Annotated in this window: 24 protein-coding genes; 15 read left to right on the top strand and 9 right to left on the bottom strand. The window is 56.0% G+C overall.

Translation table 11 applies throughout. The features are described 5' to 3' along the window. The coding region (locus tag AAC019_RS16460; protein ID WP_339900359.1) for a substrate-binding domain-containing protein at positions 1–457 on the top strand (457 nt) is incomplete at its 5' end. 49 nt (positions 458–506) lie between these two features. Here the strand turns inward: AAC019_RS16460 and AAC019_RS16455 are convergent. Further along, a complete protein-coding gene (locus tag AAC019_RS16455; RefSeq protein WP_339900358.1) occupies positions 507–1,679 on the bottom strand; it encodes an AGE family epimerase/isomerase in 1,173 nt (390 codons plus the stop codon). 187 nt (positions 1,680–1,866) lie between these two features. Between AAC019_RS16455 and AAC019_RS16450 the strand changes: the two genes are divergently transcribed. Beyond that, positions 1,867–2,808 carry a hypothetical protein gene (locus AAC019_RS16450; protein WP_339900357.1) on the top strand — a complete coding sequence of 314 codons (942 nt, stop codon included), beginning with the start codon at positions 1,867–1,869 and terminating at the stop codon, positions 2,806–2,808. Here the strand turns inward: AAC019_RS16450 and coaD are convergent. Then, positions 2,783–3,265: a pantetheine-phosphate adenylyltransferase gene (coaD, locus tag AAC019_RS16445; protein ID WP_339900355.1), complete on the bottom strand. Its 483-nt coding sequence runs from the start codon at positions 3,263–3,265 to the stop codon at positions 2,783–2,785. The genes AAC019_RS16450 and coaD overlap by 26 nt on opposite strands. 60 nt (positions 3,266–3,325) lie before the next feature. Further along, a complete protein-coding gene (gene rsmD / locus AAC019_RS16440) occupies positions 3,326–3,925 on the bottom strand; it encodes a 16S rRNA (guanine(966)-N(2))-methyltransferase RsmD (RefSeq protein ID WP_339900353.1) in 600 nt (199 codons plus the stop codon). A 75-nt stretch (positions 3,926–4,000) separates the two neighbouring features. On the opposite strand from rsmD, the gene ftsY reads away from it, so the two are divergent. The 7 genes from ftsY to AAC019_RS16405 all read left to right on the top strand — a co-directional run bounded on the left by ftsY (position 4,001) and on the right by AAC019_RS16405 (position 9,991). Beyond that, positions 4,001–5,167 (top strand): signal recognition particle-docking protein FtsY, encoded by a 1,167-nt coding sequence (gene ftsY, locus AAC019_RS16435; RefSeq protein ID WP_339900351.1) that lies wholly within the window; start codon positions 4,001–4,003, stop codon positions 5,165–5,167. Further along, positions 5,164–5,832, top strand: coding sequence for a cell division ATP-binding protein FtsE (ftsE, locus tag AAC019_RS16430; protein WP_339900349.1), 669 nt, complete (start codon positions 5,164–5,166; stop codon positions 5,830–5,832). The genes ftsY and ftsE overlap by 4 nt, the downstream gene beginning before the upstream one ends. Then, the gene (ftsX, locus tag AAC019_RS16425; protein WP_339900348.1) at positions 5,829–6,842 is read left to right on the top strand and encodes a permease-like cell division protein FtsX; all 1,014 of its coding nucleotides are present in this window, start codon (positions 5,829–5,831) and stop codon (positions 6,840–6,842) included. The genes ftsE and ftsX overlap by 4 nt, the downstream gene beginning before the upstream one ends. 185 nt (positions 6,843–7,027) lie before the next feature. Continuing rightward, positions 7,028–7,888: an RNA polymerase sigma factor RpoH gene (gene rpoH / locus AAC019_RS16420; protein WP_339900347.1), complete on the top strand. Its 861-nt coding sequence runs from the start codon at positions 7,028–7,030 to the stop codon at positions 7,886–7,888. 122 nt (positions 7,889–8,010) lie between these two features. Next, positions 8,011–8,394: a DUF423 domain-containing protein gene (locus tag AAC019_RS16415; protein ID WP_339900346.1), complete on the top strand. Its 384-nt coding sequence runs from the start codon at positions 8,011–8,013 to the stop codon at positions 8,392–8,394. Between the two features lie 17 nt (positions 8,395–8,411). Beyond that, positions 8,412–9,119, top strand: coding sequence for a tRNA (guanosine(46)-N7)-methyltransferase TrmB (gene trmB / locus AAC019_RS16410; RefSeq protein WP_339900344.1), 708 nt, complete (start codon positions 8,412–8,414; stop codon positions 9,117–9,119). Positions 9,120–9,166: 47 nt separating this feature from the next. Beyond that, positions 9,167–9,991, top strand: a complete 825-nt coding sequence (locus AAC019_RS16405) for a CPBP family intramembrane glutamic endopeptidase (protein ID WP_339900343.1) — start codon at positions 9,167–9,169, stop codon at positions 9,989–9,991. Between the two features lie 7 nt (positions 9,992–9,998). Here AAC019_RS16405 and AAC019_RS16400 read toward each other — a convergent pair whose 3' ends face one another. After that, positions 9,999–11,558, bottom strand: coding sequence for a cation:proton antiporter (locus AAC019_RS16400; protein ID WP_339900342.1), 1,560 nt, complete (start codon positions 11,556–11,558; stop codon positions 9,999–10,001). 238 nt (positions 11,559–11,796) lie between these two features. On the opposite strand from AAC019_RS16400, the gene sugE reads away from it, so the two are divergent. From sugE to AAC019_RS16375, 5 genes are read left to right on the top strand one after another with little or no spacing between them, the layout of a single operon-like run. Beyond that, positions 11,797–12,108, top strand: a complete 312-nt coding sequence (gene sugE / locus AAC019_RS16395) for a quaternary ammonium compound efflux SMR transporter SugE (protein ID WP_339900341.1) — start codon at positions 11,797–11,799, stop codon at positions 12,106–12,108. Positions 12,109–12,116: 8 nt separating this feature from the next. Continuing rightward, on the top strand, positions 12,117–12,485 hold the full coding sequence (locus tag AAC019_RS16390; RefSeq protein ID WP_041522182.1) for a PH domain-containing protein: 369 nt from the start codon (positions 12,117–12,119) through the stop codon (positions 12,483–12,485). 11 nt (positions 12,486–12,496) lie between these two features. Beyond that, on the top strand, positions 12,497–12,805 hold the full coding sequence (locus AAC019_RS16385) for a hypothetical protein (protein WP_339900339.1): 309 nt from the start codon (positions 12,497–12,499) through the stop codon (positions 12,803–12,805). A 37-nt stretch (positions 12,806–12,842) separates the two neighbouring features. Then, the gene (locus AAC019_RS16380; protein ID WP_339900338.1) at positions 12,843–13,385 is read left to right on the top strand and encodes a porin family protein; all 543 of its coding nucleotides are present in this window, start codon (positions 12,843–12,845) and stop codon (positions 13,383–13,385) included. A gap of 3 nt (positions 13,386–13,388) precedes the next feature. Next, positions 13,389–13,574: a CPXCG motif-containing cysteine-rich protein gene (locus AAC019_RS16375; RefSeq protein WP_339900336.1), complete on the top strand. Its 186-nt coding sequence runs from the start codon at positions 13,389–13,391 to the stop codon at positions 13,572–13,574. Here the strand turns inward: AAC019_RS16375 and AAC019_RS16370 are convergent, their stop codons facing one another. Continuing rightward, entirely contained in the window at positions 13,575–14,117 is a 543-nt protein-coding gene (locus tag AAC019_RS16370) for a glutathione peroxidase (RefSeq protein WP_339900334.1), read from the bottom strand. It abuts the gene before it with no gap. Between the two features lie 138 nt (positions 14,118–14,255). Here AAC019_RS16370 and AAC019_RS16365 point away from each other — a divergent pair, with 138 nt between their 5' ends. Then, positions 14,256–14,987, top strand: a complete 732-nt coding sequence (locus tag AAC019_RS16365; RefSeq protein ID WP_339900332.1) for a 16S rRNA (uracil(1498)-N(3))-methyltransferase — start codon at positions 14,256–14,258, stop codon at positions 14,985–14,987. Here AAC019_RS16365 and AAC019_RS16360 read toward each other — a convergent pair. From AAC019_RS16360 to AAC019_RS16345, 4 genes are all read right to left on the bottom strand, one after another. Next, positions 14,947–15,555, bottom strand: coding sequence for a GNAT family protein (locus tag AAC019_RS16360; protein WP_339900331.1), 609 nt, complete (start codon positions 15,553–15,555; stop codon positions 14,947–14,949). The two genes, AAC019_RS16365 and AAC019_RS16360, sit on opposite strands and share 41 nt — an antisense overlap. Positions 15,556–15,879: 324 nt before the next feature. Next, positions 15,880–16,365, bottom strand: a complete 486-nt coding sequence (locus tag AAC019_RS16355; protein WP_339900330.1) for a chemotaxis protein CheW — start codon at positions 16,363–16,365, stop codon at positions 15,880–15,882. Beyond that, positions 16,362–17,345 carry a chemotaxis protein CheB gene (locus AAC019_RS16350; protein ID WP_339900328.1) on the bottom strand — a complete coding sequence of 328 codons (984 nt, stop codon included), beginning with the start codon at positions 17,343–17,345 and terminating at the stop codon, positions 16,362–16,364. Before AAC019_RS16350 ends, AAC019_RS16355 begins: the two co-directional genes overlap by 4 nt. Before the next feature lie 4 nt (positions 17,346–17,349). Beyond that, the coding region (locus AAC019_RS16345; protein WP_339900326.1) for a response regulator at positions 17,350–17,861 on the bottom strand (512 nt) is incomplete at its 5' end.

The raw sequence follows: 17,861 nt of genomic DNA, 5'->3' as shown, positions 1-17,861 counted from the left end.
CCTTAAAGACAACCCCCACACGATTGACCGGATGGCCGGCTACCTGGAGAGCCTTGAAGCGGCGGGAATCGAGTTTGATAAATCGCTGATAGCGGAGGGCGACTTTACCACCTGGTCGGGGCTAAACAGTGCCAAGCAATTTTGCGCCATGCAAAACAAACCCACGGCGCTGTTTTGCATGAACGATGAAATGGCCATTGGCGCCATCCAAACCCTAAAGCAACACGGCCTGCGTGTACCGGAAGATATTTCCGTCACCGGCTTTGATGACATCAGCTACGCCCGCTATTGCGACCCGAGCCTCACCACCGTCACTCAGCCCGCCGAGGAGATCGGCAAACTGGCCATGGACATGCTGCTGCGCTTAATTGAGGGGGAAGAACTCGCCCAAGAGGAAAACGTGCTGCCGGCTGAGTTTGTGATCCGCAAAAGCACCGCTGTACCCCGCAAAGACTAAACGGCGCCAACCGCCTTGCGCCTGCATCGCAGGACAAGACGGCTGGCCATTACCGGGCAACGGCCGGCTGACCGGGTAGCTCATCGCAGTAGCGCATCAGCTCCTGCGCCAGCACAATCAGGTGATACAAGGTACTGGCCGGCGCTTCGGCGGCTACGATCTCATCGTCTTGGCCGCGCTGATCGACATAACTGCCCGGAGTCGTGCCACACAGGTAATAGCTAAACAGTGTGTTTACCGCCTCGGCGGCGCGCGCTTCAGCGCCCGGCTCTCCCTCGCGGGCCATCACCAGGCTGGCCTTAATTAACTCGGTTAGCCCCCAGCAACGCTTAGTGTGTTGCAGCACCTCGCCCTGCGGGGTGACCGAATCAAACAGCAAACCCGAATCTGCCTTTAAACCTAACTCCAGCGCGCGACGATACAGCACACCGGTGTAGCGGCTAACCGATTGCCCGCTCAGGCGCGCGTACCAATCCAACAGCCAGACCCACTCCATCATGTGGCCAGGTTCTATCACTTGCCCGGTAGCGCCCTCAGCCAGCGTCCAGTCGGCGTTAAAAAACTCAAAAAGCACGCCTTGCTCCGGGCAAAAAAAGCGCGACTCAAACAAACTAAACAGTTCGCCGGCACGGGCTAACCAGTGCGCCTCACCGCTCGCCTCATATAAAGCCATGCAGGCTTCAAACAAGTGCATATGCGGGTTCTGCCGGCGCACACTATAGGCGTAATCGCCCTCGGCCCAACCGCCGTAATCGGCCGCAAAACGTTTATCAAGATGCCGCACCAGAGCCTCGGCTTTATCCAGCGCTGTGCGCTCGCCGCTCACCCGGTACAGCCACGCGTAGGCCAGCAAAAAAAAGGCGTGGTCATACAGATCTTGCTTGGTATCGATAACCTCAAACTCAGGGTTTAACAGGTGGGTAAAACCACCACCGGCGGTGGGGTGTGCCGCATTCGACTCGACAAACGCCAGCAACCCATGCGCAATATCGGCACCGCGATCACACCAGCCAAGGCTATGAGCAGCGGCAAAAAAGAACGCCTGACGCGCCTGTACCCGCACCCGCACGTTAGCCTTTACGTCGACCTCGCCATCGGGCCGCAAGCGCTCGAAGCTGGCTCCCAAATCCGGATGAATAGACCGCTCACTCCACAGCGGCAGCGCATCGCGTGCAAACCACTGCGTTAACCGCCGTGTCTGACCTTGAATATCGTTACTCATGAATTACCTATTGTTAGCGCCCTAATTTGCCACAGCGGCCATGCCCCTACCGGCCGGCCTGTGCGGGCGAATAATGCCGCACAATGTAACCGGTTTCAAGCGCCCTATGGCGCAACATGACTCAGCTACCCATAAATACGCTAAACTATATCCTATAATTCGAGAGATAGAAGAAGCATTCCAGACTATGACGTTGACCGCGCCCGCTTTAGCGACAAACTTTTGTACGATGGTACGCCTGTACCTAACCGCGGCAACACTTTTACTTTGCCAATCACTCAACGCCGCCAACGCAGAAGCCACACAACAAAATACAACCGGGCCTACCGACACCGCCGGCGCCACCGAAATAAAACTCTGGATTGGCGGCGTAAGCGAATCACGCAAAGCCCACGAGACAGCGGTAATCAGGCTAGCGTTAGAAAAAAGCCGCGAGCGCTACGGCCCTTATGAGCTGAAAGTAACCAACAGCACGCTCTCGCGGCCAAGAACAATTCGCAACTTTAGCGAAGGCACTATGGCTCAGGTAGTCACGGCCCCGGCGCTCGCCTACCGGGTGGACTCAGATGAACAGCCATTAATAATAATTCCAACCCCATTACTACAGGGCTTACTGGGCCGGCGTCAGGCAATCGTCAGGCGCGATCAGGCCGCTGACTTTGGAAAGATTAAGAGCCTCGCGCAACTGCGACAATTTACCGCGGGGCTCGGCTTTGACTGGATTGATCAGGAGTTCTTTCGCGACGCACAGCTGCCTTTTACCACGGGCGCCAGCATCACTCAGCTCTTTAATATGCTCGCTCACGGCCGGTTTGATTACTTACCATTAGGCGTGCTGGAGGCCGAGCAAGCACTGGCACAGTCCGGGCACGCCGCGCAGCTGGTTATCGTTGACAACCTCATCGTTTACTACCCGCTGCCAGTGTATGCCCAGGTTAGCCACAACCACCCCCACATCACCGAGCGCTTAACGTTTGGCTTAGAGGCTGCGCGTAAAGACGGCAGTTTAAATGCGCTTTTTGATCAGTACTACGGCGAGTTTAACGCCGCCGATGCTGACCTTGTTGTTATCGAGCTACCCGGCGCCGCGCCAACCACCAACCCTAGCGGGCGAGAAACTTCGCCTTGAGCGCCAGCTCGACCTCCGGGGTGACAAACTTGCTCACATCGCCGCCCAGCACGGCTATTTCACGCACAATCGACGACGATATATAAGACAAATGCTCGGCCGGGGTCAGAAACAAGCTTTCCATATCCGGTGCTAAGGCACGGTTCATGTTGGCCAGCTGAAACTCGTATTCAAAGTCGGACACCGCGCGCAAGCCGCGCACAACACCCTGCGCACCACAGTCGCGAACAAAGTCCACCAATAAATTATCAAAGCCGCACACTTCCACGTTATCCAGATGCGAGAGCGTGCTTTGGGCCAACTCGACCCGCTGCTGCAAATCAAACATCGGGGCTTTGCGGTTACTGGCCGCCACGGCCACCACCACACGATCAAAGAGACGGCAGGCGCGCTCTACCAGATCTTTATGGCCATTGGTAATGGGGTCGAACGTGCCGGGGTATACAACCTTGCGCATAGTTTATTCTCTGTGTGACATGCGGTGTGGGCGGATACTACAAAAATAGCCCAGTCCTTGCTAGTCGGCACGATAAAAATACAGCCGGTAACAAACACTACCCGCGCGCTTTTCACGGTGCAGCTCCCAGGTATCGGGAACCTGAAACACACTGCCCGGCCCCGACTCAATATAAATCGCGGCGCCATCGGCCAGCCAGGGGCGCGCCGCGAGAGCATCGATACTCGGCTGCCATAAATCGGCGGCAAACGGTGGATCGAGAAACACCAGCTCCAGCGGTGTCTCTATAAGGCTGCTGTTCAGCCACTGCAGGGCATCCATATGCTGCAGGCGCCCGCCACTGGCCCCCAATAGCGCTAAATTGCCAGCCAGCGCTTTAGCGGCCGCCGGGTCGCGCTCGCAAAACGTCATTGAGCGGGCCCCGCGCGACAGCGCCTCTAAACCCAACGCGCCGGAGCCGGCAAACAAATCCGCCCCGACAGCATCCGGCACATAAGGGCCCAACCAGTTAAACAGCGTCTCGCGAATGCGATCGCCCGTAGGGCGCAAGCCATCACACAGAGGAAACTGTAACTTGCGCCCACGCCACTGCCCGCCAATTAACCGCAATGGCTGGCGCAAAGTGTCCCCGGCCGGCTGTCGCCGCGTTTGTTTTGCCACCTATCACTCTCCCCCGCTAGTCAGAAGTGGTAGGATAGCGCCTTTGTCTAGCAGCGATAAGAGCCGCCTACCCACATGTTCTTTAAACGGTTTAGAAAATCCGCCCCCAAAGACGACCCAAAAGTCGAACAACAGCAGCCCGAAGCAGACGAGCAAGCGCAAAGCGAGCCGCCCGAGGCCGAACCCGTCCCGCTCGAACCAGAGGTGCCGGACCCCGCTCTGATTGAGCCCGAGCCGACTCCTGCAGCGCCCGCCGCCGAACCCGAGCCGCAAGCCACCGAGGTGCCGCCTGCCGAGCCCGTGCCCGAAGCACCGGTGGTCAAAGAGGGTTTGTTCGGCCGTATCAAGCGCGGCCTGTCGCGCACCAGCAGCAACTTCTCTGAAGGGCTCGGCAATATCTTTTTGGGTAAAAAAGAAATTGACGATGAGCTACTGGAAGATCTCGAGTCGCAACTGCTGGTAGCCGATGTGGGCATCGAGGCCACCACCGACATTATTGATGACCTAACCGCCCGGGTAGCGCGCAAGCAGCTGGCTAATCCCGAAGCACTCTATGACGCCCTTAAGGCATCACTGGCCGAATTGGTCGCGGGCTCCGAGCAGCCGCTGATTATCGACACCAGTAAAAAGCCCTACGTTATTTTAATTGTCGGCGTGAACGGTGTGGGTAAAACCACCACCATCGGCAAGCTGGCCAAGCGCTTACAGGGCGAAGGCAAATCGGTGATGCTCGCGGCCGGCGATACCTTCCGCGCCGCGGCAGTCGAGCAGCTGCAGGTGTGGGGCGAGCGCAACAATGTGCCGGTTATTGCGCAACATACCGGTGCCGACAGCGCCTCGGTCATTTTTGACGGGGTCCAGGCGGCTAAGTCGCGCGGCATTGATGTGCTGATCGCCGATACCGCCGGGCGCCTGCACAATAAAGATCACCTGATGGAGGAGCTGTCTAAGGTGCGCCGAGTGATGGGCAAACTGGATGACAGCGCCCCCCACGAGACCTTATTGGTGCTGGATGCCGGCACCGGGCAAAATGCCGTCAGCCAGGCCGAGCACTTTATTAAATCGGCCGGGGTCACCGGCATCGCCCTGACCAAGCTCGACGGCACCGCCAAGGGCGGGGTGATTTTTGCGCTTACCAAACAATTTGGCTTGCCTGTGCGCTTTATCGGCATTGGCGAGGGCATCGACGATTTGCAGCCGTTTGTGGCCAAACCCTTTATCGAGGCATTGTTTGAGCGGTGATTCGCTTTCAGAACGTCACCAAACGCTACGCCACCGGGCAGGAGGCGCTCAGCCGGGTTGATTTGCAAATCAACCGCGGCGAGATGGTGTTTTTAACCGGCCACTCGGGCGCCGGCAAAAGCACCTTGATGAAGCTTATTATGCTGATGGAGCGGCCCAGTAACGGGCATATCGAAATTGGCGGACGCGACACCAGCGCCATCAGACGCAGTGGTATTGCCCACTACCGGCGCGACATCGGCGTAGTGTTTCAAAACCACCAGCTACTGTTTGACCGCAGCGTGTTTGATAACGTCGCCCTGCCACTTCAGGTGGCCGGCTACCACGCCTCGGATATCGGCCGCCGGGTGCGCGCGGCGCTGGATAAAGTGGGGCTGCTGCACAAAGAGCGGGTCAACCCGGTTACCCTGTCCGGCGGCGAGCAACAGCGCGTGGGTATCGCCCGCGCGGTGGTTAATAAGCCCGCCTTAGTGCTGGCCGATGAGCCCACCGGCAACCTCGACCCGGAGCTCTCGGCCGAGATCATGACGCTGTTTCGCCAATTTAATGAGCTGGGCGTCACTTTGATGATCGCCACCCACGATATCGATTTAATCGAGCGCATGAATAAGCGCGTACTGCAACTGGCCGAGGGCCGGGTGATTGCCGGTGGTACGCCGCAATGAACCGCTTTAACCCTAAGCGCAAACCGGCGCCGCCACCACGCAAGCCCGCGCCGCGCGCTCAGGGCGCGATCCAGAGCAAAACCGCCTGGCGCCACCGGCTAGAAGCCTGGCAGGCACACCACAGCGATTGCGCCATCCAAAGTTTACTGCGCCTGCTGCGCTCGCCACTGCAAAGCACCCTTACCTGGCTGGTGGTTGCCATCGCCACCGCCCTACCCGCCACCCTCTATGTGGCGCTGCTCAACATCGAGTCGCTGGGCTATCACTGGCAGGACTCGAGCCAAATTTCGGTGTTTGTAAAACCCGCCGCCAAACCCCAGGCCATTGAGCAGTGGGCAGGCGCATTGCGAGACAGGCCAGAGATCAGCGAAGTCGTTTACGTGAGCCCCGAGCAGGCCCTGGTAGAGTTTAAAACCTACTCTGGCCTTGGCACAGTACTGGATGATTTAACCGAAAACCCGCTACCGCCAGTGCTGCTGGTGCAACCGAGCGATCAGACCACCGGTGGCGCACTACAGGCACTACTGGACGAGCTAAACAGTCACGGGCTAAGTGACGATGCACGGCTGGACATGATGTGGGTTAAGCGTCTGGAGCAACTCGTCGAGTTGGCCAGCCGCGGAGTGTTTTTTCTGGCCGCGCTACTGGCATTAGGCCTGCTGTTGGTGGTGGGCAACACCATCCGGCTCGCCATCGAGAGCCGGCGCGACGAGATTTTAGTGGTTAAGCTGGTGGGCGGCACCGATGCCTACGTGCGCCGGCCATTTCTTTACACCGGCCTCTGGTACGGACTGGGCGGCGGGCTAATCGCCCTGCTGTTACTGGCGCTGGGGCTCGCCTGGCTCGAGGCGCCGGTGGCCTCGCTAGCGGAACTTTACCAGAGCGAGTTTAGTCTCAGAGGCCTGAGCCTGACCCACAGCCTGCAATTGGTGCTGGCCGCGGGGCTGATTGGCCTTGCCGGGGCTTGGCTTGCGGTGGGCCGTCATTTGGCACAAATTGCCCCACGCTAGTGAAGTCTTTTGTCCACACTGTGAAGTCGCCCCAGTTAAGAATCGTCAAACCCTTGTTTTATATAGATTTTTTATCTATGCAAGGGAACTTTCCGGTATTGGCAGGCTCAAAGAATCAGTGCTAGACTAACTGGCCCTGCAATTAAGGCGCAGGGTTAAATCGGTATTTACTGGGAGTCACAATTATGGGCACAAGCCTACAGCCAATGGGGAACCTCGCACCGGGTGCCAACCTCAATGCCTATGTGCAGGCTGTCAGCGGCTTTTCTGTTCTCACAGCACAAGAAGAGCAGACCCTCGCTGAAGACCTTTACTACAACGACAGCCTCGAAGCCGCCCGCCGGTTGGTTATGGCGCACCTGCGTTTTGTGGTTCATATCGCCCGCTCGTACAATGGCTACGGTCTGCCGCTGGGGGATTTAATCCAAGAGGGTAACGTCGGCCTGATGAAGGCAGTAAAGCGCTTCAACCCAGAAAAAGGTGTACGTCTGGTATCGTTTGCGGTGCACTGGATTAAAGCCGAAATTCACGAATTTATCTTAAAGAACTGGCGCATTGTGAAGGTGGCCACCACCAAAGCACAGCGCAAACTGTTCTTTAACCTGCGCGGCGCTAAAAAGCGTTTGGCCTGGCTCACCAACGATGAAGCCAAAGCCGTCGCCGAAGATTTAAACGTCGACGTTAAACACGTGCGCGAGATGGAGAGCCGTCTCTCCTCTTACGACGCCGCGTTTGACGCCCCGGAAAACGACGATGAAGACAGCCATTTTGTCGCGCCGGCGCACTATCTGGAAGACAAACGTCAGGACCCTGCTGCGCAGCTTGAAGCCGCCAACTGGGAAGAGACCAGCGTCAGTAGCTTAGAGAACGCCATGGAGCAGCTGGACGACCGCAGCCGCACTATTTTGCAGCGCCGCTGGTTAAGCGACGACAAATCTACCCTGCACGATTTGGCCGCCGAGTATGGCGTATCCGCCGAGCGCATTCGCCAGCTCGAGAAAAACGCCATGAAAAAAGTTAAAAACATGATGACCGAAGCGGCCTAAACCAACCGCACCGGCCACCGCAAGCCGCGCACTGCGCGGCTTTTTTGTGTCAGCTGTTATTACCCTGCATTTGCGCGACTCGCCCCGCTATAATACTGGCTGAATATCCCACGGAATAAACCATGCCCAAATTTATATTCAGTGTCGCCGCCGCTTATGGGTTTATCGCCGTAGCGTTGGGCGCCTTTGCCGCGCACGGGTTAAAGGGTAAACTGCCCCCCGAATTACTCGGCGCCTTTCAAACCGGTGTGCAGTACCAGATGTACCATGCTCTGGCATTGCTGCTGGTGGGGCTTTGGTCGCTACAACAGCTACCAACGGGCGCTCTGGCTTGGCTAACACGCGCCAGCGGCTTGTTTATCGCCGGCACCTTGCTGTTTAGCGGCAGCTTGTACGCACTAACCCTCACCGGTATTGGCCTGTTTGGCCCCGTCACGCCACTGGGCGGTGTATGCCTGCTGCTCGGCTGGCTGAGCCTTTTTATCGCCGCATTAAAATCTTTTTAAGGATCTCACACTGCCACATGACCGACATCCCAGAGTTTCGCCCCGAGTTTAAAGACAAATCCATCCGCAGCTTTGTGATTCGTGCCGGTCGCATGACCGACGGGCAAAAAAAAGCCTTTCAACAATACTGGCCCAAATACGGTGCCAGCTTATTTGCCGGAAGTTTTGAACCCAACGAGCAGTTTGGCCGCACGGCGCCGCTGGTGCTCGAAATTGGTTTTGGCATGGGCGACTCTCTGCGGGAGATGGCGCTGAACGAGCCGGACAAAGACTTCGTCGGCATTGAGGTTCACCCGCCGGGCGTCGGCCGTTTAATCCACACCGCCGGTGAAGCTGGCGTCGACAATTTAAAAGTGTATATGGCCGATGCTACCGATGTACTGGATGACTGCTTTGCCGATGCCAGCCTCGATCGCGTGCAAGTGTACTTTCCCGACCCATGGCACAAAAAAAAGCACCACAAGCGCCGTATTATTCAGCCCGAGTTTGTCCAGCGTATACGCGGCAAGCTTAAAACAGGTGGCTTGCTACACTTTGCCACCGACTGGGAAAACTACGCCGAGCATATGAAAGAAGTGATGGACGCCGCCGAGGGTTATAGCAACACCCAAACGGACGGTGGATACTCGCCGCGACCGGATTACCGCCCCATCACTAAGTTTGAAAAGCGCGGCGAAAAACTCGGCCACGGCGTGTGGGATTTGCTTTACCAACGCAACCGTTAGCAACGAGCCATTACACACGGCACAGGGAGTCGCCCGGGAGGCAAACAGTGCACCTATCATGGCAGTCGACGACGCAAAAACGCGCACTGCTAAGCGCTGCCCTGGTTGCGCTTAGCAGTGCACTTTACGCCAGCGGAAACCTACCACTTGCCAATGCCATCGCCCTGCCCGTATTTACCTTGCTTATCGCGTTACACGCCTGGCTTACCATAAACCGCGATGCCAACGCCTGGGTTGCGCTGAGCCTTTGGCTCATTACGTTAATAACTGGCTTTGCCATTGCCTTATACCGGCCTGGCGATTTCAACTACCCGGTGGCGCATCACTTTGGCGATTTAGAGTTTACGCTCTACGCCAACCTTGCCAAGGCGTTGGCAGGCTATGTCATTATTATTTGGCTTTGGTCGTCTTACGGTTTAGGGCGGCGCAAAAGGCGAGTGCCGACAGCGCTGCTCATCGGCGGCGGGATATTGGCCATATTATGCGCGGCGCGGTTTATCTTTCAAATCGGCTGGCAGCCCAAATTGCCCGACGGCATCCTTTGGTTTGTGCTTATTAATGTCGGGATTACCGTGGTGGCCGAAGAGGCTTTTTTTAGATTGCTGCTGCAAGACGGCTTGGCCAAGCTCGCGCTAACCGTCGGAGCAAAAAAAACACGCGCAGCACAGTGGAGCGCCGCAGCCGTTGCGACACTGATTTTTACTTTGGCCCATGCGCCTATTACGCACCCGCTATTTTGGCTCTTTTTATTAGCCGGCGGCGTTTATGCGCTGGTGTACCAATACACGGGCCGTTTTAGTGCCGCCATCGCCACACATTTTGGTGTGAACATACTGCACTTCACGTTATTAGAATACCCGCTGACGCTCTAGCAGGCTGTTACACCCGCTCGGCTGATGTCACCATTTTTTCCTGTACGTGTTCGGCCAGCCCCACACCCGCCTCAGACATCGTCAGATAGGTTTCATCGGCACCGGCCAGGTTAATTTTATCCGCTTCATCCTGAAACAAACTGTGGGAGGCAATAAAGCCGCTGTATCCTCGCTGACGCAACTGGCGGGCAGCGATGATCTTAGCCTCCAGATCGCTCATGCTGAGAATCACCGCACGGATGCTGCTCATCTCCACGCCCTGCCAAAACACCTGATCCTCGGCGTCGGCAAACATTACCGCACGCCCGGCTTTACGGTGCCGATCCACTTTACCCGGGTCGGAGTCGAGCGCGATTAATTTGGTGGTTTTACCGCTGAGCTGATCGTAGGCGGCCGTGCCGGTGCGCCCCATACCAAATATCAAAACCTCGGCATCACCCAGCGAGATTGGCTGCTGATCGGGGTGATGAATGTTGCGCTCGAGCGGCAACAGCCAGCGTGACAGCTTCTCATAAAAGGGGTGCGCCGCCCGGTTAAGGGGCGCCGAGACGACAAAAGAAACCGCCACTGCCAGAGCCAGCGGCACTAGCCACTCGGGTAATACCGCGGCCGCCACAATAAGCCCAAACTCGCTGTAGTTTGTCAGGGCCAAACCACTCAGAAACGCGCTGCGTGCGCGCAACTTAAACAGCACCAGCAATAAGAAAAAGCCGACACCCTTAAGCGGCAATAACAGCATCGCAACCGCCGCCAGAATAAAGGCCTCTTTGCCCGGCAGGCCACTCATGCCAATTTGCAAAAAGAAGCCGACCAGGAACACCTCTTTGATACTCCACAAAGAGTTGGACAGCTCGGTGGCACGGCGATGCTGCGCCAGCAACACGCCAAAAGCCAACGCGCCCAATTCGGAGCTTAACCCAAGCGCCTCAAAGCCCATCCCGCCAACCACCAGCGCCAGCAACAGCCCCAGCAGAACCATCAGCTCGTCGTGACCACACACATCTAATAATTTAAAGAGGACGGGCCTAAGCAGCGGCAGGCCCAACACCAACGGTGCCCACACAGAGGGGACTTTACCGCTAGCGACGGAGATAACCAGCAGTGCAATAAGATCCTGCACCACCAAAATGCCAATAGCGACCCGGCCGTGAAACGCCCGCAGCTCTCGCTTGCTGTCCAAAACCTTCGCCGCCAGTACGGTACTGGAAAACGACAGGGCAATAGCCAGCAGCACCGACTCATACCAGGTAACGTCCAGCAACATGTACATACCGGGGGTTAGCAAGGCGACGGCCAACACAAAGTGCAGGATGCCACCACCGATCACCTCCGGCTGCACCAGGTTGCGCACCCGGAGCTTTAGCCCAACGGTAAACAACAGTAGCAGTACGCCAATATGCGCCACATGCGCGATAATTTCATCGCCATTGGCCGGCAACTCAATAAAATGGCTCAAGCCGCTGATGGCAAAGCCCGCGGCCAGATAGCCCACCAATGGCGGCAACCCAACCGTGCGCACCATTAACCCTAGCGTGAATGCACACGCGATCCATACTGCTTCTAACATTCCTGAGCCTTCGTCTGCCTTGAGCTGTAGATATCGCCACGGCCTGTGGCGAACCTTGATTCCGTCACCGCGCTACCACTGTGAAAAACCACCTTGAAAATAGCGTCGAATATCCTTACTTTACCCTATGTTGCCGGCCACACTGCTTGGCCCGCAACCCGCGCGGGACGACCCGAGCGGCAGAGTTATCTGACTATCTCTAACCGGGGACGACCCCGCCCCGATGAGATTACCAAACATGTCGTGGTTTTACTTGCTTTTAGCCGGGCTATTCGAGGTTGTATGGGCCGTGGGCTTAAAATACTCCGAGGGTTTTACCCGCCTTTGGCCCAGCGTTGCCACACTCGTGGCCATTATTATCAGCCTGTCGTTACTGGGCTTATCGCTGAAAGAACTGCCGATTAGCACCGCCTACGCCATCTGGAGTGGCATTGGTGCGGTGGGGACTGTGATCCTCGGCATATTCCTTTTTGGTGAGGCCGTATCGGCTTTGCGCCTTGTCTGTATTGCCCTTATACTCACGGGCATTGCCGGACTAAAACTAACCTAGGACACACCATGGAAGCACTGTACGACGAACACCCCGTGATGTTTAAAAACAATCCTTTGGGGTTTATTCTGGCGCTGCTTTTGTGCCTAGTGGGGATTGGCATTATTATCCTGCTGATATGGCACCTCAACAACAAATCATCGCGCCTGATGGTAACCAAATCCGATGTTTTGTATGAGAAAGGCCTACTGAGCAAAGAGCGCTCGGAGCTGAACATTACCAGCATCCGTACCGTTAAAGTAAAGCAGTCCTTCTGGAACCGTATTTTTGGCACCGGCACCATTGAGCTCTACACCGCTGGCGACTCGGCCGAGATTATCGCTGTGGGCATGCCGGACCCAAACCGCGTGCGAGACATCATTAAAGCTCACGACTAACCGAGGCGTTTATGGGCAGCGACGAAAAGGACAAGCGTCAGGCGCGAGCCACCCTTATTGGCATTGTGGCGGTATTACTGTTAGCGGTGATTGCCACCGTGTTGCTACTGCCAATGCTCGGCGATATTACCGACGGAGCCTTCTCGCAGGGCTTAGGCCTTAAAGACGCGGCCGTTATCTCATTTTTTGTCACCACCGCGCTGCTCGTAGTGTTTGCCATAACCTCCGGCGACGGGCTGATTGGCGAGATACAGTTTGTACTCGGCGGCTTTTTTACCTTTTTTATTATCATCTGGCTGATGATCGCGTGGATTTTTTAGTCTGCGTAGGCATTGGCCCCAACACAGTGTAATTTTTATGAATGTGACCCGTACTTTATTAGCACTCGCCCTACCTGCAACTGTGCTGGCCAGCAACGCCTGCCTCGCCGATAACGAGCGCGGTTTTTTTGCCGGCGCTGGCGTCTCGGCGGTGAATGCCGACGACGAAAGAAGCTACGACGGCGCCGACCTATGGGTAGCTGAGCTGTTTGCCGGCTACAAGTACAACAGCTTGCTGGGCGCCGAAGTGCGCTACGGCACAGGCCTGGGCGCCGACACCGTCTATCTGGATGGCGACGACACCATCGAGGCTGATATGGATATTGATAATTATCAGGCTATTTACTACCGCGCCGAAGCGACCAATCAACACGGCCGGTTTTATGCTTTGCTGGGCTACTCCAGCCTCGATTACAGCATCGAGAGCAGCAACCTCAGCACCGACGGCTTCTCTTGGGGCCTAGGTTTTGGCTGGTATATCGCCCCTCAGTGGAACCTCAACTTTGAGTATAAAAACCTGGCCGATGTCGATAGCCAGGAGTTTACCGCCATTAGCGCCAACCTGGATTACCGCTTTTAAACCGTGGCCGACCTGTTGGAAAAACCGGTGCACTGCCCTTTTTGCGATGCACCGCTAACTCTGCTAATCGACGATTCCGCCGGCACGCAGCGCTACACAGAAGATTGCCATGTGTGCTGCCAGCCCATGGACGTCAATGTCTGGGTCGCTAGCGACGGTGACGTGAGTGTCACCGTCGAGCAAGAATAATCAGGGCTGCAATACAGCTTTGACCGCGGCCTTTAGCTCGTCGCTATCGGGGGTTACCTTGCTGCCAAAGTGCTGCACCTCCCCGGTCTCGCCATCCAGCAGGTACTTATTAAAGTTCCAGCCCGGCTGCTCGCTCTGAGCCCCCAGATAGGCAAACAAACCATTGGCCTGCTCGCCCGTCACGGGGGTGGGGGCCAGCATGGTAAAGCTCACGCCGTAGTTGGTGTAGCAAATAGTGGCGGCCTCTTCTTCGGACTTGGCAGCCTGCTTAAAGTCATCACTGGCAAAGCCTACCACCACGAGCCCCTGATCGGCATACTCCTGATGCAACGCCTCCAACGCCTCAAATTGCGGCGTAAAACCACAGTGGCTAGCAGTATTCACAATCAGCGCATCTTTACCGGCTAATAGCTCGCACAAGTTCGCATTCTCGGTGGAGTGCAGTTTGCGGTATTCGCCCTCTAAATACGCCGGGCAGCTGGCCGCCTGCGCTAAAGCGCCATTAAAAGCCAGTGATACGATTAGAGCCATTGAGGTTTTCATGTTCGAATCCTGTTGTATGAGAATTAAGTTACTCGCGGTATAGGCTTTACGTCAGCCACCATGGATTGGATGACTTCATTCACCCGGCTGAGTCCTGTTATGATCTTACTCCGACATTCAGCTAAGACCAAATAAGCCATGCGCATCCCACGTGTATATTGCCCCGTAGAGCTCAGCCTTAACACTCCCATCCGGCTGGATGACAACGCGGCGCACTACTTAGGCAAAGTGTTGCGCATGAGTGCCGGTCGCCCACTGGTGGTATTTAACGGCCGGGGTGGCGAGTATTATGGCGCCATTACCGAGGTGGCCAAAAAGTACATCGAGGTCACGTTGGATACCTACGACGGCGACGAGCGGGAGTCTCCGCTAGCCATTGAGCTGGCTGTTGGACTATCACGCGGCGAGCGCTGGGATTTGGTTCTACAAAAAGCCACCGAACTCGGTGTAACGCGTATCGTGCCATTGGTGACAGAGCGCACCGAGGTAAAGCTTAAAGGTGAGCGCCTGGAAAAAAAGTGGCAACACTGGCAACAGATTACCATCAGTGCCTGCGAGCAGTGCCAGCGCAACCGCCTGCCCGAGCTTGCGCCGCTAACCCTGTTAAGCGACTACTTAGCGAGCGCCGATGCAGAGCAAAAGTTTGTCTTGCATCATCGCGACAGCCAGGGCTTACCGGCAGCGCTTACGCCACACAGCGCCGCGTTACTGATTGGGCCCGAAGGCGGCCTTAGTGAAGATGAGATTATCACCGCGCGCAACGCAGGCTTTAATCCGCTGACACTCGGCCCCCGGGTCATGCGCACAGAGACCGCACCACTGGCGGCCATTAGCGTGCTGCAGTATCAGTGGGGGGATTTTGCATCATAAAGGTTAAGTGCTGCTTAACACCGGGCCATTCATCGGCCGTAATACTGTAAAGCACCGAATCACGTATACGCCCATCGCGCATCTGCATATGCTTGCGCAACAGCCCTTCGTATTTTGCGCCAATACGCTCAATGGCATTACGCGAGCGGCGATTGAGACAGTCGGTTAAAAACTCGACCCTCAGACAGTCCATTTGCTCAAAAGCCTGACACAGCAATAAGTATTTAGCCGTGGTATTTACCCCCGTGCGCTGAAAGCGCTGTGCAAGAAACGTAAAACCAATTTCAACCCGGCGGTGCTCGGGGACCGCACGCATAAAACGGGTCGAGCCAATCACCGTATTATCCGGCTGATAAATAATCGCGTAAGTAAGACCCAGCCCCGCCTGATAATCGGCCAGCGCTTTTGCCAAAAATGCCTGTAACCGCTCCGGCGCCGGCACAATCGTCAGAAACAACTCATGCAAATTACCATCGGCAATAGCGGCCGTTAAGCCGGGCAAATGATGCGGCTGTAAGGGCTCGAGGCGAACTTCATTTAAACTTAACGAGTACCGTGAAAATTCCATAATGTCTCCTTCTACGCCGCAGAATAAACGCTCAGGCCGACACAAAAAAGCCCGCCTGGTTGCAGCGGGCTTATGTCACAATCGCCAGCGCCGCCCGTTAGGGTGCGATGGCAATCATTGCTGTGGTATTACCGTATTGAGTCGTCATAGGGAGAGTATCTTCGCTGCCAATAGGTGCGTCAAGTTAGCGCAAAGGTTACGCACGTGCTGCGCTTAACGTCATGTTGGGCAACGCTATGTGGCGCACTTTTTTTGCGTGTCGCTCAATCACCAAACCTGTTGCGCCGCCACGGGGGCAAAACACCACAGGTCAAAGACTATTGATTAGCGCGGTGAGGAAAACGTCAGGTAGGCTTGCTCGATCTTCGCCAGGGCGGGAATAACCGCTCGCTCACCGGCCCAGGTAACCACAAGATCGTCGTACTCCGCTGGCGGGACATCGTCTAACTCGGCAATTTCGTCTGACGTAACGCGAGCCAAACGAGGTAAGCCCTGAGTCAAAATGGCGATAAAGCTTAATGAATCGTTAATTCCGGTGGTATTGAGCACCGCAATCCGACAGCGGCTATGAAAACCCGGGCGCGCTTGTCCGTTCATGATCTCTAAAGAAATAATCGGAATATCGAGTTCACGCCAATTAACCTCACCCAACAACCAGTCGGGGGCGTTGTCTACTGGCTGAATGTCCGCTACCGGCACAATCTCGGCGACAGTAACGTTGGGCAACAGCAACAGAGACTCGCTAAGAGGCACCAACAAGCTCGCCACCTCTTGATACTGATCGGATTCTATTTGATGTTCCGCTCTCATGAGCTTACTGCCCCTTTCATCACATTAGTTTGATTGATGTAATCAATAAAATTAGCGGCCAGCTGAGCCGGCGTGCCGGTAAAATCAACAGTCTGAGTGGCCTGGGCGGCCAGTGGCATTGAGTCGACTACGCAGCTGTCGGGCTGCTGTATCCAAACCTGTCCTTTGTGCTGTTTTACAAACCGGCAACTAGCAGCGCCATCGTTTCCCATACCAGAAAACACAATAACACCGCATTGCTCTTTTTTTACACTGGCCACATTGGCCAACAGCTGGTCAATGGAGGGTTGATAACGCCCCCCCCAGGGTTCGTCGTATACCACGAGCGTGCAGTTTTCCAGCACTTCAACTCTTTGCGTCGGGTCAATAATCGCCACGGTATCGGGCTCAATCACCGCGCCCTGCTCGGGTATGACACCGCGATAAGCCCCGCTTTTACCAAGCATGGTAACCAGCGAGCCACAGTACTCACGATCAATGTGCTGGGCATACAAAAAGCCGGTATTTAAACCAGCCGGCAACGCCTGCAGAAACTCACGCACCGGCTGCGGGCCGCCGGTCGAGGCGGCCAGCACCCAAATTTTTTGCGCCGGCTTACAGTGCGCGAGGTTTACCTCGCCAATCAAACGTTGCAGGCGCGAGCACAAACGATTCGACCACTGCAGCCGCGCGGCGGCATCAGCGCTAACCTCACTGCTATCGCTCAGCAGTACCGGTACTTCGGCGGTCGCCAACAGCACTGTTAATACTTCACTGGCTCCGCAGCGCTCATCCTCGACGTGGGTAACGTCAACCAACCAGGCATCCAGCCCCGCAATACGCTCTAAGTCGTCTACATCTAAATCGGGTAGTGCCGAGCGCTCGCTTTTCGACAGCGCTAAACTATAGTCGACTCGCTGCCCCGTTTGCGCCACCAGCGCACTTAATTGTCGCAGCTTATGCTCGCTATCGACTAACAATCCCAACCCCAGGGGTTTCACGCGGTTACTCGTCCTGCTCGTCGATTAACTCTTGGATATTACCCAGCAAGATTTCCTCTTGGTACGGCTTACCCATATAGCGATTAACACCTAAATTAAAGGCTCGCTCACGGTGTTTTTCACCCGTACGCGAGGTGATCATAATAATTGGCAAATGCTTAAGGCGCGAGCTAGTGCGAATATTTTTTGCCACCTCAAAACCATCCATCCGCGGCATTTCAATATCGAGCAACATAACATCGGGCACGGTATCCTGCAGCAGTAAGATTGCCTCGGCACCATCTTTTGCTGTCACTACACGATAGCCTTCGCGCTCCAGGAAGCGGCCGGTCACTTTGCGCACCGTCACCGAGTCATCCACCACCATAACGGTTTTTTCGTCATCTTCTTTATCGGCGTGCTCTGTTCTGGCAAAGGGCTCGAGCAAGGTAGACTCCGCCAGGCCCAGCGCCAACTGCTCGCGAATTAAGGCGTGCAGATCCAAGATCACCACCACCGACCCATCACCCATTACGG

Source organism: uncultured Gilvimarinus sp. (genome assembly GCF_963975215.1).
Taxonomy (GTDB): Bacteria; Pseudomonadota; Gammaproteobacteria; order Pseudomonadales; family Cellvibrionaceae; genus Gilvimarinus.
This window is presented reverse-complemented; position numbering and strand designations above follow the sequence as displayed.

Bases quoted from the DNA above. Each gene is read 5' to 3' on its own strand.
- coaD (WP_339900355.1), bottom strand. From the start codon at position 3,265: ATGCGCAAGGTTGTATACCCCGGCACGTTCGACCCCATTACCAATGGC.
- rpoH (WP_339900347.1), top strand. From the start codon at position 7,028: ATGGGCACAAGCCTACAGCCAATGGGGAACCTCGCACCGGGTGCCAAC.
- AAC019_RS16455 (WP_339900358.1), bottom strand. From the start codon at position 1,679: ATGAGTAACGATATTCAAGGTCAGACACGGCGGTTAACGCAGTGGTTT.
- AAC019_RS16400 (WP_339900342.1), bottom strand. From the start codon at position 11,558: ATGTTAGAAGCAGTATGGATCGCGTGTGCATTCACGCTAGGGTTAATG.
- AAC019_RS16360 (WP_339900331.1), bottom strand. From the start codon at position 15,555: ATGGAATTTTCACGGTACTCGTTAAGTTTAAATGAAGTTCGCCTCGAG.
- AAC019_RS16450 (WP_339900357.1), top strand. From the start codon at position 1,867: ATGACGTTGACCGCGCCCGCTTTAGCGACAAACTTTTGTACGATGGTA.
- AAC019_RS16355 (WP_339900330.1), bottom strand. From the start codon at position 16,365: ATGAGAGCGGAACATCAAATAGAATCCGATCAGTATCAAGAGGTGGCG.
- trmB (WP_339900344.1), top strand. From the start codon at position 8,412: ATGACCGACATCCCAGAGTTTCGCCCCGAGTTTAAAGACAAATCCATC.
- AAC019_RS16415 (WP_339900346.1), top strand. From the start codon at position 8,011: ATGCCCAAATTTATATTCAGTGTCGCCGCCGCTTATGGGTTTATCGCC.
- AAC019_RS16380 (WP_339900338.1), top strand. From the start codon at position 12,843: ATGAATGTGACCCGTACTTTATTAGCACTCGCCCTACCTGCAACTGTG.
- AAC019_RS16385 (WP_339900339.1), top strand. From the start codon at position 12,497: ATGGGCAGCGACGAAAAGGACAAGCGTCAGGCGCGAGCCACCCTTATT.
- AAC019_RS16370 (WP_339900334.1), bottom strand. From the start codon at position 14,117: ATGAAAACCTCAATGGCTCTAATCGTATCACTGGCTTTTAATGGCGCT.
- sugE (WP_339900341.1), top strand. From the start codon at position 11,797: ATGTCGTGGTTTTACTTGCTTTTAGCCGGGCTATTCGAGGTTGTATGG.
- ftsY (WP_339900351.1), top strand. From the start codon at position 4,001: ATGTTCTTTAAACGGTTTAGAAAATCCGCCCCCAAAGACGACCCAAAA.
- ftsX (WP_339900348.1), top strand. From the start codon at position 5,829: ATGAACCGCTTTAACCCTAAGCGCAAACCGGCGCCGCCACCACGCAAG.
- AAC019_RS16365 (WP_339900332.1), top strand. From the start codon at position 14,256: ATGCGCATCCCACGTGTATATTGCCCCGTAGAGCTCAGCCTTAACACT.
- AAC019_RS16390 (WP_041522182.1), top strand. From the start codon at position 12,117: ATGGAAGCACTGTACGACGAACACCCCGTGATGTTTAAAAACAATCCT.